This is a genomic window from Nitrosospira sp. Nsp1, assembly GCF_900100985.1.
Classification (GTDB): Bacteria; Pseudomonadota; Gammaproteobacteria; order Burkholderiales; family Nitrosomonadaceae; genus Nitrosospira.
This window is the reverse complement of the sequence record NZ_FMUF01000019.1, coordinates 1-14,709: the sequence shown is the minus strand read 5'-3', so window position 1 is coordinate 14,709 and position 14,709 is coordinate 1. Positions and strand designations below refer to the sequence as shown.

General features: G+C 51.3%; 13 protein-coding genes. 10 read left to right on the top strand and 3 right to left on the bottom strand.

The genetic code is table 11. The features are described from left to right. Positions 1 to 265 precede the first annotated feature (265 nt). On the bottom strand, positions 266 to 616 hold the full coding sequence (locus tag BLP78_RS11535; protein WP_090459373.1) for a hypothetical protein: 351 nt from the start codon (positions 614 to 616) through the stop codon (positions 266 to 268). Between the two features lie 52 nt (positions 617 to 668). Between BLP78_RS11535 and BLP78_RS11530 the strand changes: the two genes are divergently transcribed. From BLP78_RS11530 to BLP78_RS11505, 6 genes are all read left to right on the top strand, one after another. Beyond that, positions 669 to 1,394, top strand: coding sequence for a Crp/Fnr family transcriptional regulator (locus tag BLP78_RS11530; protein WP_090459372.1), 726 nt, complete (start codon positions 669 to 671; stop codon positions 1,392 to 1,394). Between the two features lie 526 nt (positions 1,395 to 1,920). After that, positions 1,921 to 3,939: an AsmA family protein gene (locus BLP78_RS11525; protein WP_090459370.1), complete on the top strand. Its 2,019-nt coding sequence runs from the start codon at positions 1,921 to 1,923 to the stop codon at positions 3,937 to 3,939. A gap of 106 nt (positions 3,940 to 4,045) precedes the next feature. Next, positions 4,046 to 4,891, top strand: coding sequence for an SDR family oxidoreductase (locus BLP78_RS11520; RefSeq protein WP_090459368.1), 846 nt, complete (start codon positions 4,046 to 4,048; stop codon positions 4,889 to 4,891). A gap of 446 nt (positions 4,892 to 5,337) precedes the next feature. Continuing rightward, positions 5,338 to 5,820: an SRPBCC family protein gene (locus tag BLP78_RS11515; protein ID WP_025039481.1), complete on the top strand. Its 483-nt coding sequence runs from the start codon at positions 5,338 to 5,340 to the stop codon at positions 5,818 to 5,820. A gap of 36 nt (positions 5,821 to 5,856) precedes the next feature. Then, positions 5,857 to 6,330: a PAS domain-containing protein gene (locus BLP78_RS11510; protein ID WP_025039480.1), complete on the top strand. Its 474-nt coding sequence runs from the start codon at positions 5,857 to 5,859 to the stop codon at positions 6,328 to 6,330. 76 nt (positions 6,331 to 6,406) lie between these two features. Next, positions 6,407 to 7,441 carry a methyltransferase gene (locus BLP78_RS11505; protein ID WP_090459423.1) on the top strand — a complete coding sequence of 345 codons (1,035 nt, stop codon included), beginning with the start codon at positions 6,407 to 6,409 and terminating at the stop codon, positions 7,439 to 7,441. 166 nt (positions 7,442 to 7,607) lie between these two features. On the opposite strand, the gene ligD is transcribed toward BLP78_RS11505, so the two are convergent. Then, positions 7,608 to 10,148, bottom strand: a complete 2,541-nt coding sequence (gene ligD / locus BLP78_RS11500) for a DNA ligase D (RefSeq protein WP_090459366.1) — start codon at positions 10,146 to 10,148, stop codon at positions 7,608 to 7,610. Between the two features lie 204 nt (positions 10,149 to 10,352). Then, positions 10,353 to 11,264, bottom strand: a complete 912-nt coding sequence (locus BLP78_RS11495) for a non-homologous end joining protein Ku (RefSeq protein ID WP_090459364.1) — start codon at positions 11,262 to 11,264, stop codon at positions 10,353 to 10,355. A gap of 27 nt (positions 11,265 to 11,291) precedes the next feature. Here BLP78_RS11495 and BLP78_RS11490 point away from each other — a divergent pair, with 27 nt between their 5' ends. From BLP78_RS11490 to BLP78_RS11475, 4 genes are all read left to right on the top strand, one after another. Next, entirely contained in the window at positions 11,292 to 11,618 is a 327-nt protein-coding gene (locus BLP78_RS11490; RefSeq protein WP_090459363.1) for a hypothetical protein, read from the top strand. Positions 11,619 to 11,816: 198 nt separating this feature from the next. Next, positions 11,817 to 12,059: a hypothetical protein gene (locus BLP78_RS11485; RefSeq protein ID WP_231623553.1), complete on the top strand. Its 243-nt coding sequence runs from the start codon at positions 11,817 to 11,819 to the stop codon at positions 12,057 to 12,059. A 78-nt stretch (positions 12,060 to 12,137) separates the two neighbouring features. Further along, positions 12,138 to 12,641: a DUF2165 family protein gene (locus BLP78_RS11480; RefSeq protein WP_090459361.1), complete on the top strand. Its 504-nt coding sequence runs from the start codon at positions 12,138 to 12,140 to the stop codon at positions 12,639 to 12,641. A 132-nt stretch (positions 12,642 to 12,773) separates the two neighbouring features. Further along, on the top strand, positions 12,774 to 14,528 hold the full coding sequence (locus BLP78_RS11475; protein ID WP_090459359.1) for an ABC transporter ATP-binding protein: 1,755 nt from the start codon (positions 12,774 to 12,776) through the stop codon (positions 14,526 to 14,528). Positions 14,529 to 14,709: the final 181 nt, after the last annotated feature.

The window sequence follows — 14,709 nt, the reverse complement described above, 5'->3', positions numbered from 1 at the left end:
GAGGTCTCTAGCTTTCAATTTGATTATTCTCCGGGCTGAGATCGCTTAAACGCGATCAAAAATACGTGGCTTGACGGGTTTGGGCTTCTTTGAGTCGTGGTCTCATCTTGAGCCAACATACTCACGATGTAAACCTCTCCGATTGCGTAGCTCCGTAGCGGTAGAGCGAATAGTATAAGCAGGAAGAGTAACACTACGATATTCGTCAACTCCTGCTTGCAGGCAGCAGTTTGGGGAAATAAGCCTTATCGTGTAGTAATCTCCCTTACATCCCACCGATGAGCGCAGAATCTTTCCTGCTGGCTTCGCGCCAACCTTTGTCGTTCCAGCCTATGCCGTGGAATCGCTGCAACTCTCGATGTGAAGCCTCCGATTGCGTAAATACCCCAATGCTGCTGTTATTCAGGTAAAGAGCAATGATAAAAATTTGGCTCATCCATAGTATGTACGCTAGCGCACAAAATACCACCCGATAAAATGGAATACTCCGTAAAAAGGCCGTGCTTGACAGAATTTGCGTTCTAAGATAAATGCTATCATAAGTTGGATGGAAACCGGCTGGTGGAAGGAGAAGGGCCTTCGAGCATTTGCCATCTTTTGATTTTTTTGATTTCATTCCACCATGCCCACGCTGCGCTTACTTTTTTTATAAAAAATTTCTGTAGCGGATGCCAAGCTCTCCTCCACATCAGCCCGACCAGAATCGTCTCCTTGCCGCTTTGCCGGCGATTGAACTTGAACGCATAAAATCGCACCTGGAATTGGTTCATATGCCGCTTGGGGACGTTCTTTGCGAATCCGGAGGGCGCCTTCCATACGTCTACTTTCCAACTTCCACCATCATTTCCCTGCACTATATCCTGGAAAATGGCGCGTCATCGGAGATTGCAGGCGTGGGTAATGAGGGCTTGCTCGGTATTTCGCTGATCATGGGCGGTGAAAGTACGCCGAGCTGGGCCACTGTGCAAACTGCCGGCTATGGCTACCGGCTGAAAGCCTCGCTTCTGTTGCAAGAGTTTAATCGAGGAGGCCCGATACAACGATTGTTGTTGCGCTACACTCAGGCGCTTATTACGCAGATCTCACAGACCGCCGTATGCAATCGGCACCATACCATCGAACAACAGTTGTGCAGGTGGTTATTGTTGACGCTGGACCGATTGAATTCCCAGGAATTGGTCATGACTCAGGAATTGATCGCCAGCATGCTTGGCGTGCGCCGCGAAGGCATTACGGAGGCTGCTGGAAAACTGCAACAGGCCGAGATTATCCGCTATCGGCGCGGCCACATTACCGTGCTTGACAGAGCCGGACTCGAAACACACGTTTGCGAGTGCTACGATGTGGTCAAGAAAGAATTCGATCGTCTGTTTCGTGATGTGCGAAAGTACTAGCAGCCTGTCGGGCTTGAAGAATTGCAGCGAAAAGTGATCAAGTGAGAGCGCAGATTTTGCGGATTTTGAAGGCCAATAGTTGTTCTATTGGCCGAAAAAGCGGCGAAATATGAACCGACCAGACGCGCTTACAGCCGATTGCCTTTAAGTCCGACAGGCTGCCAGAACAAGCGCACGCGGGCGAGACGATGCGCAACCCTACCGATTCCGGATCTCAGCTGGAATAAAATAGATCGGATCAGCATAACCAGCAAAAGAATCATGAGATAACTGGTATTCGGAAAAACCAACCGACGACTTCGCAACCCCTCCGCAATCTTGATCTTGACCGCAAAGCCATGCCGCAGGCTTTGCGGTCAAGATCAAGATTGCCCTCACTTTACCAGCCACAAGCCGACCCATGCCGGGCTTCTACCAAAGCTTGAATGTGCGGTGACGTACTGAACGGTGCTACCAACAGAAGTATCATTCCAAACTATAGGAACTGCTCCTGTTCTTTGTTCTGCCCTCGGTTGCAAGCCCGTCCATGTCGATCCGTCCCAGGACCGTAAAAAAGACTATATTTTTGATCTTCGGCACATTACTTGTGCTTGTCACACTATTTGCCATCTGGTTTGACTGGAACATGTTGAAGCCATATGTCGAGCACCAGGTAACCGAAAAGACCGGTCGCGATTTCACGATCCAGGGCGATCTCGATGTCAGGCTATCGCTCAACCCGCTGATCAGTATGGGAGGACTTTCACTTGCCAATGCCGATTGGGGCACGCAGCAGCCGATGCTCGATGTCGATAAGGCCGTTTTCCGCGTCAGTCTATGGAATCTGTTCCTCGGCCATGTCGTACTGCCCGAAGTATCCATATCCAGGCCGAAAATCATCCTTGAAAAGAGTGAGGATGGAAAGCGCAATTGGGATCTTAAAAAGGACGAAAAAGAGAAAGTGGAATTGCCGGAAATTGGTAGGCTCGTCCTGGACCAGGGCAAGGTCATTTTCCGCGATCCCAAGACAAAAACCGACGTAACGATAAGCATACACACCGATCCGGCAGCGGACGCGCGGGAAATGCCGCTCGACGTGGCGGCTGAAGGGACATTCATCGGCCTGAAATTCACGGCGCAAGCCAAGGGTGGCAAGGTGATGTCACTTGCGGATAAAACGCTCCCCTATCCCATCAAAGCGAGCGCTCAAATCGGAACGACTCACGCCGCGGTTGACGGCATCATTACCGGGCTTGCCGAGCTGTCTGCAATGGATCTGAAGCTGGAAATACGTGGGGAGGATCTATCCGCACTTTATCCGATGGTGGGAATCGTATTTTTTCCCTCACCACCATACCGGATATCAGGAAGGCTTACGCACCAGAAAACCGAGTGGTCGATGAAGCAATTTTCAGGAGAGGTAGGCAAAAGCGATCTCGGCGGCGATATATTTTTTGATACCGGCGGCAAGCGCCCCATGCTGCGCGCGGATGTTGTATCAAAAGTCCTCGACCTGAACGATTTGAAAGGTTTTGTCGGCGCCCGGCGCGCACCGCAACCACAAGATAGTCCTGCCGAAAAACAGGAGAAAAAAGCATCGATAGAGGCCCAGCGGGACCGCGTGCTGCCGGACCAGGAATTCAAGGTGGACCGATTGCGGGCAATGGACGCGGACGTCAAGTTCACCGGAGAATCGATTCGCAACAAGGAATTGCCGGTCGAGCATCTGGTAACGCATCTCAAGGTCGATGATGGGCTGCTGACCATGGACCCCGCCAATTTCTCGGTCGCAGGCGGGAGTATTATTTCCAGGGTCGCGATAAATGCACGGAAGGACATACCCGCCGCAGAGGCCAGGATTGACTTTAAAAGGCTGCAGTTACCGAAGCTCTTTCCCAAGATCGAGCTAACCAAGGACAGCATGGGCGTGATAGGCGGCACAACAACGGTAACGGGGCACGGCAAGTCGGTGGGCGCGCTTCTCGCATCTGCCGATGGCAACTTCGGGTTGATCATGTCTGGCGGCCAGATCAGCAAACTGATGCTGGATATTATAGGGCTCGATGGAGCGCGGATTCTCAAACTTCTGATCGCGGGGGATAAAAATGCCAATATCCGCTGCGCTGTCAGCGATTTCGATATCAGGAAAGGAATCATGACCAGCGAGGCTTTTGTCATTGACACAACAGAAACAAACATTATCGGCGAAGGGTGGATAAGCCTCGTCGATGAAGCCATCGATCTGAAGATTTCCCCGCAACCCAAGCACATCAGTGTTTTGAGCTTGCGTACGCCCGTGCATATCGGTGGCACTTTCAAGGACCCGACCGTGTATCCGGACAAAATTCTGGCCATACGCATCGGCTCGGCAGTTCTGCTGGGCATTTTCGCGACACCGGCCGCTGCACTGATTCCGCTGATAGAGACGGGTCCCGGCGAGGATACCAATTGCAGGGCGCTGATTGCCTCAGTCAAAGACACCACGTCACATCCCGCCAAAGAGGCCTCGCCACAAAAGAAAGAAGTCCCACCGAAGAAGCGCGAGAAAAACGCCGAGAATCGGTAAAGGCACCGAAAATAGATTATTCGGCCGATCCGCTCATATGTGTGTAAGCGCACGGATCAATGCGCGGCAATCCCTATAGTACTAACTTTTCCAGGAGGCGTTCACGATGGAAATTCCCAGGCAGCATCAAAGAAAGCAACCCGGTTTGCAAGCAGAGATGGAGCCTCAGCCCGACTCGACCCTTGAGGGATACCGGGGAAGCGGCAAGCTGCAAGCCCGGGTTGCGATTATTACCGGCGGGGATAGTGGTATCGGGCGTGCCGTGGCCGTTGCCTTTGCCAAGGAAGGTGCCGATATCGCCATTGCCTATCTAAATGAACATGGAGACGCAAACGACACGAAAAAAGAAATAGAGCAATGTGGAAGAAAATGTCTTTTAATTGCAGGTGACGTGGGTAAAGAACAATTCTGTGCCGAAGTCGTCGCAAAGGCGATCTCGGCTTTTGGACACATTGACATCTTGGTAAATAATGCCGCGGAGCAACATGTTCGGAATAGCATTATGGATATTGGCAATGCGCAGCTCGAAAAAACTTTCCGCACAAATATTTTTTCAATGTTTCATATGGTAAAAGCTGCGCTCCCTCATCTGAAAAAAGGTGCACGAATAATTAATACTACATCGGTGACAGCCTATAAAGGAAGCCCGCATTTACTCGACTACTCGGCAACGAAGGGCGCAATCGTTGCTTTTACGCGATCATTGTCACTACAATTGATCGAACAGGGAATTCTTGTAAACGGTGTCGCTCCCGGACCTATATGGACGCCACTGATACCCTCGACTTTTCCGCCCGAAAAGGTCGGTAGTTTTGGAAAAGACGTGCCCATGAAACGCCCTGGACAGCCTGATGAGGTAGCAACCTGTTATGTCTTTCTGGCTTCGGGGGAATGCTCATATATGTCGGGGCAAGTGCTGCATCCGAATGGAGGCACTGTCGTAAACGGCTAAAAGAAGCAATTTTGGTTTTGCGAAAAGTCCTCTTTGCAGCGGTTCATCAGATGACGTTCGAATAACGGTTTATTTACTCGCAAAGAATCGAGCTTCAGCAAAGCATAAAATACAAATCCCTTCCCAGCCTCTTGGACAAATTTGTATCGTCAGCAGGAGGCGAGGCCGCTTCGGAGAATTCCACTCTCGCATCGCATATGCGCGATCAAGTACGTGGCAGTTCCCTCAGCCGGCGTGACGAAAGGTCTGGAAATTGTTCGAAATTCGACTATAGTGGTGAAAAAAATTTGCGCCGGGCTATGGTGTGCATAACTCCAACGGAATAATTTGGCTTGCCCGGATTTTTTGTTCCTGCCTAAAGCGTACCCAACCCAAGCCGATAACAGCTATTATTATTCGTCGAAGTACAACTCAAGCCTGTAGGCTGCAAAACAGGGGCACGAAGTATGTTCAGTTTAGGTTCCAAAGAACCTGTTGTAGCGACAGCGAACATTGTGATCGATTGTTCGCCCGAACACGTCTTCAGCTATTTGGGAGAAGGATTCTTTGAAAATTATCCCAAATGGTCTCCTGAGGTCGTTGAGCTTGAGTCGGTGACTAGCGGCCCCCCAAGGCTAGGAACTATCGCAAGGCAGGTGCGTATTGACCAGGGCCGCAGGACGGAAACCCAATTCAAAATAAATGTGTATGAGCCAAACAAGCGCCTGGGCTTTGCCGGAGTTGCCGATCCTTTCCGCTGCAGCTATGAGATACGATGCATCGATAGTGGCAAATCGTCCGAGTTGATCTTTACTTTTGAATTGCTCGAGATTCAAATGTTCATGCGTCCGTTCGAGAAATTGATTCGGGTAGTAGTTCAGGAAGGCGCGCAACGAACGGTAAGAAATTTGAAGCGTTTAACTGAAGCAAAAAAATACGCGGCCAGCTAGCGGCCTGCCATTCCGCAAAATATCCAGGAGAAACAAATGACTTTCGTAGTGGAAAAGGATCCCGGATTAATCCCGCAGATCTTGTCTGAAATACTGGACAGCTCGATAAACGGAATCACACTGGTGGATCCCGATCAGGATGACATGCCCATTGTTTATGCCAATAAGCAATTCCAGGTCATGACTGGATATCCGCAGGAGGAGATCCTCGGACGCAACTGTCGTTTTCTCCAGAAGGGCGATCGTGAACAGGAAGCGCGTTTTGCGATGAGCCGGGCCATCAGCAAGCACCTGCCCATCGAAGTGACCATACGCAATTATCGAAAGGATGGCGAGCTCTTCTTTAACCATCTGACGCTCACTCCACTTCTGGATGGGCAGGGAAAACTCATCTATTATCTTGGTATCCAGTACGATGTGAACCGCAACCGAGACTTGATTTCGAAGTTCAGCATGCAGCAGGAAGCCGATACCAGACGTTTACTTGCTTCTTTATTGCCAAGACCCTGATATTGAAAATTGGGTGCGCACCCTGGTGCCTGCGATATAGGAAGCGAGCTAATCAATCATAATGGAAGAGGATTTTATGGCCCAGATAATGTATGAAAACATTCCACAGCCTCGATCGGATGACCGGCGCGTATGGGATGTACCTTTTGCGGTTTATGGATACCCGGCGTTGCTGATAGCCCATAGGTTGAAGGTTTTTGCCTTGCTTGGGGAAGGAGCGCGTACATTGCCTGAAATCTGCAAGGCGCTGAACTTCAACCCACGGCCGGCCGAGGCTATCCTGACGGCTGCGACAGCGTTGGGCTTTCTCTCTCTCAAGGACACGCGTTATTCGCTTACCCCGCTTGCGGAAGACTATCTCCTCGAAAAGAGTCCGAGCTACTTCGGATTTTTCTGGGATATGATGATTGACAATTCAGAAGTGTTTTCCTACGCAAGCCTGGAGAGGGCAGTGCTCACCGATTCGCCCCAGGCCTATGGAGGGGGCGATATTTATAAATCCCATGAAGAGCAGGCGGAACTGGCGCGGAGATTTACGCGTGGCATGCACAGCATGAGTATGACGTTGGCCTCCGCCTGGCCAAGTGTCCTGGATCTCACCAGCCATCAACTGATGCTCGACATAGGCGGCGGTTCGGGAGCGCATTCGATCGTGGCTGCGTTGAAATCGCCAAACCTGGATGCGCTGGTCCTGGATCTGGAGCCTATATGCGAGGTCGCTCAAGAGTTCATTAATCAGTACGGCGTGCAGAATCGTGTAACGACCCATGTTGCCGATATGTGGAACGACCCATTCCCGGCAGCCGATCTACATTTTTATTCCAACATCTATCACGACTGGCCTCCGGAGAGGTGCAGATTCCTTACGGAGAAAAGTTTCCGGAGCCTCGAGCGCGGCGGACGCCTCATCATTCACGATATCCTCTACAACGACGAAAAGACGGGACCTCTGGCTGCTGCAGCATATAGCATGCTAATGCTGGGATGGACGGAAGGTGAATGCTATTCAGGCGCTGAATTGGCCGCGATGCTGAAGGACGCTGGTTTTCACGATATTCAGGTGTATCCGGCTTTTGGTTATTTCAATGTGGTTACCGGCGTGAAGCCATAGTGATAATTTTTTGCAACTATTGCTCCTGGTTCACCTGGAAATCGGAAATCTAAACATGATCATCGGTCGGTCGCCCTTACCTTCAATCTTCTGAATAATGCACACCAGTCCCACGTGAAGTCGCGTCCCTCGCCGCATAATGACCGAATCAAGGTGTGGCTTCACGTCACCGTCTGCTGGTCGGCTTGAATCCCAGCGTTTTCATGGCCGGTACTACTGATTGCTTCGTAGCGCCGTAGTCTGCCCATGGGGCGTTGCCCTTATCCAACCGTTCGTGGATATTCAAGGCCGACCAGCGGCTGGCGCTCGTAAGCGACTCCAGTTCTTCCCATGCCAAAGGCACTGACACGCCCAGGCCCGGACGTGCGCGTACTGACCAGGCCGACACGGTCGTTGCCCCGAAACCGTTGCGAAGATAGTCTATGAAAATCTTTCCAACGCGGTTTCGCGGCCCGCTTTTGGCAACGAAACGCTGCGGTATGGTTTCGGCGAGGTGTTGGACAATGGCTTGAGAGAAATTTTTTACGGTGTCCCAGTCATGCAGCCTCTTTATTGGCACAATGACGTGCAAGCCCTTGCCTCCACTCGTTTTCAGGAAAGATTCCAACCCCAGTTCCCTGAGAAATACATGAACAAGCTGTGCCGCTTCCTGGATGAACGACCACTTCACCCCTTCGCCGGGATCCAGATCGAATGTCATCCTGTCAGGTTTGCCGATAGCATTTTTTGTGGCGTTCCATGTATGAAACTCGATTACATTCATTTGAGCGGACGCTAATAGACCTTCGGCGCTGGCAACTTCAATCAATGACTCATGCCCGGGATCCAGAGACGGGTCAAGCTGATTGACTCCCGCCATATTCTCTTTTTCCCAATGCTTCTGAAAAAACAGCTGACCGGCAATTCCTTCCGGTGCGCGGACGAGCGATACCGGCCTGCCTTTGAGATGCTCCAGCATTAAAGGTGCGACCAGCAAATAGTAGCGAACGAGCTCAATTTTCGTAAATCCAGTGGATGGATCAATTACACGCTCGGGGTGTGAAACCTTCAACGATGGTGTTGGCACCGTGCCCGCAGGTTTTGCATCGGCGGTATGCACCGGCTTCTCCCGAATAATGACTTCTGCTTTTTTATCCGATCTCAAGCCTTGAAAAACCGAGTGGCGAATATGTCCATCTCGTGTCCATTCTCCAAAGGACACTTCAGCCACCAGCGTGGGCTTAACCCAGTGCGCATTTTTTTCAATGTCGCTCGCTCCGACAAATGGTGGACGCTCAGTGGCAATTTTGTCCAATTTCACTTTAAGATCATGAAGCGTATTATCGCTAAATCCCGTGCCTACGTTCCCGGCATAACGAAGCTTCTTGTCTTCATCATGGTAGCCGAGCAGAAGCGAACCTATACCGGCCCGGGAACCCTTGGGGTCGGTAAAACCGCCAATTACAAATTCCTGTCGTTGCGTACACTTCAGCTTTATCCAGTCGGGAGAGCGGCGCGAGGCATAACGCGAAGTTTTGCGCTTACCGATCAAGCCTTCCAGCCCCAGGCGGCAGGCCGAGGCGATTATATCTTTCGGCGGCGCATCGAAAATATCGCTGAAGCGTATCGGTTCCGGCGGAGGTGGCTCAAAAAGGGTTCGGAGTAATGCCCTTCGTTCAATCAGTGAAGCCTCTCTCAAATCATATCCATTGTAGAACGGTATATCGACCAGGTAATAAATAATGCCTTGAGTCCGGGCGCTATCAAATGCATTTTGCAACGCCTGAAAATCAGGTATGTTTTTGTCATTCAGTACCACAATTTCGCCGTCGAGCCATCCGGACTTCAGCCTCATCCTCGCTATTGCTTTTATAAGATGAGGCAATCTCTCTGACCAGTCATTTCCATTTCGAGTAAAGAGTTTAATGTCGCTGCCATCTATTCTGGTCAACATCCGATAGCCGTCGAACTTGATTTCGTAAATCCACTCAGCCGGATCGTTGGGCGGCCCATCCACCAGCGTGGCGAGTTGCGGGCGCAGGATGCGGGGAAGGGCCGCTTTAACTGCGTTTTCCGGCAAGGCAGGTTCGTTTTTTCCGGACTTCGATCCAGTCCTGGTTGACGTTGTGCTAACCGGTGCAGCAGCTTTTTGAACCTCCAGCGGTTCAAGCCCGGCAACACTCTCGGGCATTTCATCCACCACGCTATATTCGTTGGATGAGCGAACATAATCATCCTTTTCCTTGATGAGCAGCCATGCCTCCCGTTTTTCTTCCTCCTTCCTTCTCATGCGTACCAGCGCCCAGTGACCCTTCAATTTGTGCCCGCGCAGCTCAAACTTCAGCTTGCCGTCACGATAACCCTTGTGGGGGTCCTCAAGAGGAATCCACGTTCCCCTGTCCCAGATGATGACTTTACCCGCACCATACTGCCCGCGCGGAATCTCGCCTTCAAAACTGTTGTATGAGATGGGATGGTCCTCGACATGAACCGCCATGCGTTTGTCATCCGGGTCGAAGCTGGGCCCTTTGGGAACGGCCCAACTTTTCATCGCCCCATCAAGTTCAAGCCTGAAGTCGTAATGGAGCCGCGTTGCCCAGTGCTTCTGAACGACAAATGATAAGGCTGTCTTTCTTGCCTTACTGCGGGTACCGATGCCGGAAGGTTCGGACGTTATGGAAAAATCACGTTTTTCCCGATAGACCTTGAGCGAATCCGAGTTTGACATTTTTCAATCCAGATGATCCATTAGGACGCGAGATGATGGCGAGGCAGGTTGCGAGACAGTTTTGCTGGTTGAGAGAAGTCCATAGCTTAGTCTATGGACGCCGAGCAAGCGGCAAAAATGGCCGCAAACTGACCGCCAGCACTCGCGTAGGCTCGCAGAGCCGCCTAATGAATTATCTGGGTTAAAGACTTATTCGGCGGTTTTCTATGCGCGGCGCTTATGCGTACCTTTGCTAGAAGTGGGTACATTGTCTGCGTCCGCCGGTCTTTTGCCTCGCGCCTTGCCACTGCTCTCCTTGTCCCCACTTTTCTTCAGGCTGCGCTGCAGCAATTCGGTAAGATCAAGTATCTGTGCACTACCAGGTGCCGTTTCGGATTCCTCCGGTTGAGCCACGGTCTGTATGTCGCCCGTTTCGACCTTTTCATGGACGAGTTTCATGATTTCCTCCTTGAAAGAATCACGGAACTCTTCAGGATGCCATTTTCCGCTCATGTCCATCACCAATTGCTCGGCCATTTTCAATTCCTTATCGGTAATGCCCGCCTCCTCCTTTCCCTCGGGAGGAAAGCTCAATTTCTCCCAACTGCGTATCTCGTCGCCCCATCGCAACAGATTCAGCACGAGTGCGGGACCTGATGGCATGAGAGCAGCCAGGTGCTGCTTTGTTTGAATAACCACCCGCGCAATACCGATGCGCCGGGTCTTGAGAAGGGTTTCGCGCAAGAGCGCATAGACCTTGGCTCCCTTATTGATCGGAACGATATAGTAAGGACGCTCAAGATAAACAAATGGAATATCGGTGACCGGTACAAACATTTCAATCTCGATCGTTTGAGTGGCCTTCGGATAAGCAGCAGAGATTTCGTCCTGACTCAGCACGACATACTGCCCCTCTTCATATTCAATGCCCTTGACGATATTTTCCTTGTCGACCTCCTTGCCGGTCTTCTTGTTTATACGCTTGTAGCCAACCGGATCCATGCTGCGCTTGTCCAGCCAGTCGAAATCCAGTCCCTGTTCCGCCGTTGCGGAATGGAGGGCTACGGGTATATGCACCAGGCCGAAGCTTATGGCGCCCTTCCATAACGCGCGGCCGCTTGACTTAGGAATATCCATGGTTCACTTCCTATACATCCACAAAAAATGACACTCTCCAATCTGGAAGATCAGCCGATATCAGAGAAGTCAGGCTGTATTCATAATTATTCGGATGGACTGCACATCTCTTCGCCGGAGCAGAGACGCAAGAGACGGCCAACCCCGGCGATGCTCCAACTCACCCAAATTATCATCCTCTACACTCGTTTTGTCGTATGTGCGATTGCGCACGAAGTGAAGGGCCGCAGGGAATCGGTTTACGTTGTCGCGGAATGCGCGGTGAGCTATCGGCCCGACAATGCCGGTGGTGATGCTATTCAGAGTCGACTTATTACAGCGCTGTGTGTTCTTTCGTACGGAATGATCAGCTAACTGATGAGAGGATACTCAAGTCTATTTGTGAATCCGCCGCACCGCCCTGATTGCGCTGACCACAGCCCCAGGTACGGTCGAGTGGAAAGACTTCCATAAGGTCGCCTCGTGAAGGCTAATAAGCGAAGACTCATAAAAGTAAAAGCCAAAATATTAGCGATATAACTCTGCGCCACCACGAAGCTTCCTGAGGATTAAATGAATATGGATTATTTTTCCCTGCTACAATGGCCCGCGATGGTGATCAACATACTCGCGGTCTGGTTGCTGACTTACCAGTCCAAGCGCAGGCGCAATGCCGGCTTCTGGTGTTCTCTCATCAGCAACGTCTTGTGGATCGCCTGGGGATGGTATGCTCAGGCTTTAGCAGTTATTGGCCTCCAGATAGCCTTGGCTGCGCTGAATATCCGTGGCGTCAAAAAAACGGATGAAAAAACTTAGGTGCGACAGTCGATAACATCGCTGTTTTCTCTTTTTTGGTCTATCTCGTCATGGTTTGTGCAAAATGAAGTTCGAAACATGGAAAGATCTTTTGCAATACGAGCGAGCAAAATATTTTTAATTTCCGGTATTGGTTGCCTGGCGCTCGTGGTTGCTTCTAATAATATTCTCGATTACCAATCGAATTTCCGGTTCGTTCAGCACGTGATGTCGATGGATACGGTATATCCGGGAAACGTTCTGAAGTATCGCGCCATCACTGAACCGCTGCTGCATTCCGCCATCTATATACTTATCATATTCTCTGAATTCATAATTGCCATACTGTGTCTTCTGGGGGCATTGCAATTGTTTCGCCATATCCGTGATGATGCGCTGACATTTGACAATGCCAAATTTCTATCCATCCTGGGGTTATCCTGCGGTTTTGCCTTATGGTTTTTTGGCTTTGTTGTCGTTGGTGCGGAATGGTTCTGCATGTGGCAATCACCGGACTGGAATGGCCAGGAATCTGCATTCCGATTTGTGGTTTGCATCGTCCTGGTGCTAATTTACACCGTACAAAGTGATAAAATCGGCTGAACCGGCTAACTCGCCGAAATCGGGCCATCAATTACCACTAGCGTATAATTGTCAGCCCCTATTTTGTTATCTTCACTTCTTGTCTTCCTGATCGGGCCGAATACCGCCCGTCGGTAGTCTGCAAACCCAGCGATGCGAACTCTATACACCTATTGCATGCTTTTCCCGCGGCGCACCGCGTACGTCCTGGTCGCGCTGTTGGCGGCAGGTATCGCCGAAGGGCTTAGTCTAACCGCACTTCTCCCGTTACTTTCGATTGCGGTGGGCGATAACGCGAATTCCGACATCGGCAAGCGAATCGTCGACGTACTGCAAGGGATCGGCATCGTACCGACTATTGGCGTCATGCTGCTGATCATTGTCGGAGGCATGATCATCAAGAGCGTGATATTGCTGATGGCCAACAGGCAAGTCGGCTATACCGTCGCACATGTCGCCACCGCGCTTCGCCTTGAATTGATCGACGCGCTGCTCGCGAGCCGCTGGCAATATTATCTGCGTCAACCCATGGGTTCCCTGGCGAATTCGGTCGCCACCGAAGCATACCGTGCGGCCAACGGTTTTGAGCACAGCGTCACCGTGCTGGCGCTGGTGATACAAGTCATCGTCTATGGAACCGTGGCGATGTTCGTTTCATGGCAGGCAACGCTTACTTCGTTACTTGTCGGCGTGGTAATGCTGCGGCTGCTGAATCAACTGATCCGGGCTACCCGCCGGGCCGGGGGCAAGCAGACTCAACTGATGCGTCACTTACTGACTTATCTTTCCGACGTGCTCGGATCAGTAAAATCACTGAAAGCCATGGCGCGGGATAACGTGGCGGAGGCCATCCTGCGCGACCAGACCAAGCAACTGGAAAAAGCCACCCGGCGCGAAATCATGGCGCGGGAAGCTTTGATGGCCTTGCAGGAACCCATACTGGCCACCCTGATAGCGTCAGGCTTATATCTGGCCTTGTCGATATGGGAGCTTTCGTTGCCGGCTGTGATGGTGATGGTCTTTCTGCTCACCCGCCTTCTGAGCCTGCTCAATAAAACGCAGCGCAAATACCAGAATCTGGCGGCACAGGAGAGTGCTTACTGGGCTTTGCGCACAGCGATTGAAGAGGCGCGTGCCGCAGCGGAGAGAACGACGGGTACGCGTCAGCCTACCCTTCAAAAGGGGATCAGCTTGCGTCACATCGATTTTGATTACGGCACGAAACCGATATTCCAGGATCTCAACCTTGAGATTCCAGTCAATTCATTCACCACCATTGCAGGACCATCGGGCGTTGGCAAAAGTACCATGCTGGACCTGCTGTGTGGACTGGCTGAACCAAAGTCAGGGGATATGCTCATAGATGGCGTGCCGCTGCGTGAAATCAATCCGCGCGACTGGCGACGCATGATCGGCTATGTCGCGCAGGAAAATGTTCTGCTTCACGATACCATTCTCAGCAACATACTCGTCGGCGCGCCTGACCTGGTTGAAGCCGATGCGGAAAGAGCGTTGCACCAAGCGGGAGCTTGGGATTTCGTAAGCGCCCTTCCGGAAGGGTTGCAGACGATTGTCGGCGAACGCGGGGGGCTGCTGTCGGGCGGTCAGCGTCAGCGGATCGCAATAGCCAGAGCGCTGGCTCACCAGCCGCTTTTTCTGTTGCTTGACGAACCGACCAGCGCGCTCGATCCTGAAAGCGAGCGGTTGGTTTGCGACACGCTCAAAAAGCTGGCAAAGGATCTTACCGTAGTTGCCGTTTCTCATCAGCCTGCGCTGATAAATGCAGCGGATTACATATTCACCCTTTCAAAGGGTAAAGCCGAGCGACTGCAACATCCATCCGAGGTTGAGAATGAATCAGATGCCATATCCGTATCGCGCAGGGGAGCAACCTCGGTTTTTCGTTGATTTGAAAAATTATGACGGCAAACCAAAAAAAGTTTGCTACCTAGTCGTCCCTGAAAAACTTGTTTTTCAGCCAGTCAATTGTAAGCTTGGTATTTTGCTTGCCAGCAATTGATTGAGGCTGATCCGAAAACGGGCGCATAAAAGCGCCAAACGGCGCAGGATCTTGCGCAGGTTGTGGCCT

Coding starts and splice junctions, on each gene's coding strand:
- BLP78_RS11535 (WP_090459373.1), bottom strand. CDS start 616: ATGAAATCAAAAAAATCAAAAGATGGCAAATGCTCGAAGGCCCTTCTC.
- BLP78_RS11530 (WP_090459372.1), top strand. CDS start 669: ATGCCAAGCTCTCCTCCACATCAGCCCGACCAGAATCGTCTCCTTGCC.
- BLP78_RS11525 (WP_090459370.1), top strand. CDS start 1,921: ATGTCGATCCGTCCCAGGACCGTAAAAAAGACTATATTTTTGATCTTC.
- BLP78_RS11520 (WP_090459368.1), top strand. CDS start 4,046: ATGGAAATTCCCAGGCAGCATCAAAGAAAGCAACCCGGTTTGCAAGCA.
- BLP78_RS11515 (WP_025039481.1), top strand. CDS start 5,338: ATGTTCAGTTTAGGTTCCAAAGAACCTGTTGTAGCGACAGCGAACATT.
- BLP78_RS11510 (WP_025039480.1), top strand. CDS start 5,857: ATGACTTTCGTAGTGGAAAAGGATCCCGGATTAATCCCGCAGATCTTG.
- BLP78_RS11505 (WP_090459423.1), top strand. CDS start 6,407: ATGGCCCAGATAATGTATGAAAACATTCCACAGCCTCGATCGGATGAC.
- ligD (WP_090459366.1), bottom strand. CDS start 10,148: ATGTCAAACTCGGATTCGCTCAAGGTCTATCGGGAAAAACGTGATTTT.
- BLP78_RS11495 (WP_090459364.1), bottom strand. CDS start 11,264: ATGGATATTCCTAAGTCAAGCGGCCGCGCGTTATGGAAGGGCGCCATA.
- BLP78_RS11490 (WP_090459363.1), top strand. CDS start 11,292: ATGACACTCTCCAATCTGGAAGATCAGCCGATATCAGAGAAGTCAGGC.
- BLP78_RS11485 (WP_231623553.1), top strand. CDS start 11,817: ATGAATATGGATTATTTTTCCCTGCTACAATGGCCCGCGATGGTGATC.
- BLP78_RS11480 (WP_090459361.1), top strand. CDS start 12,138: ATGGAAAGATCTTTTGCAATACGAGCGAGCAAAATATTTTTAATTTCC.
- BLP78_RS11475 (WP_090459359.1), top strand. CDS start 12,774: ATGCGAACTCTATACACCTATTGCATGCTTTTCCCGCGGCGCACCGCG.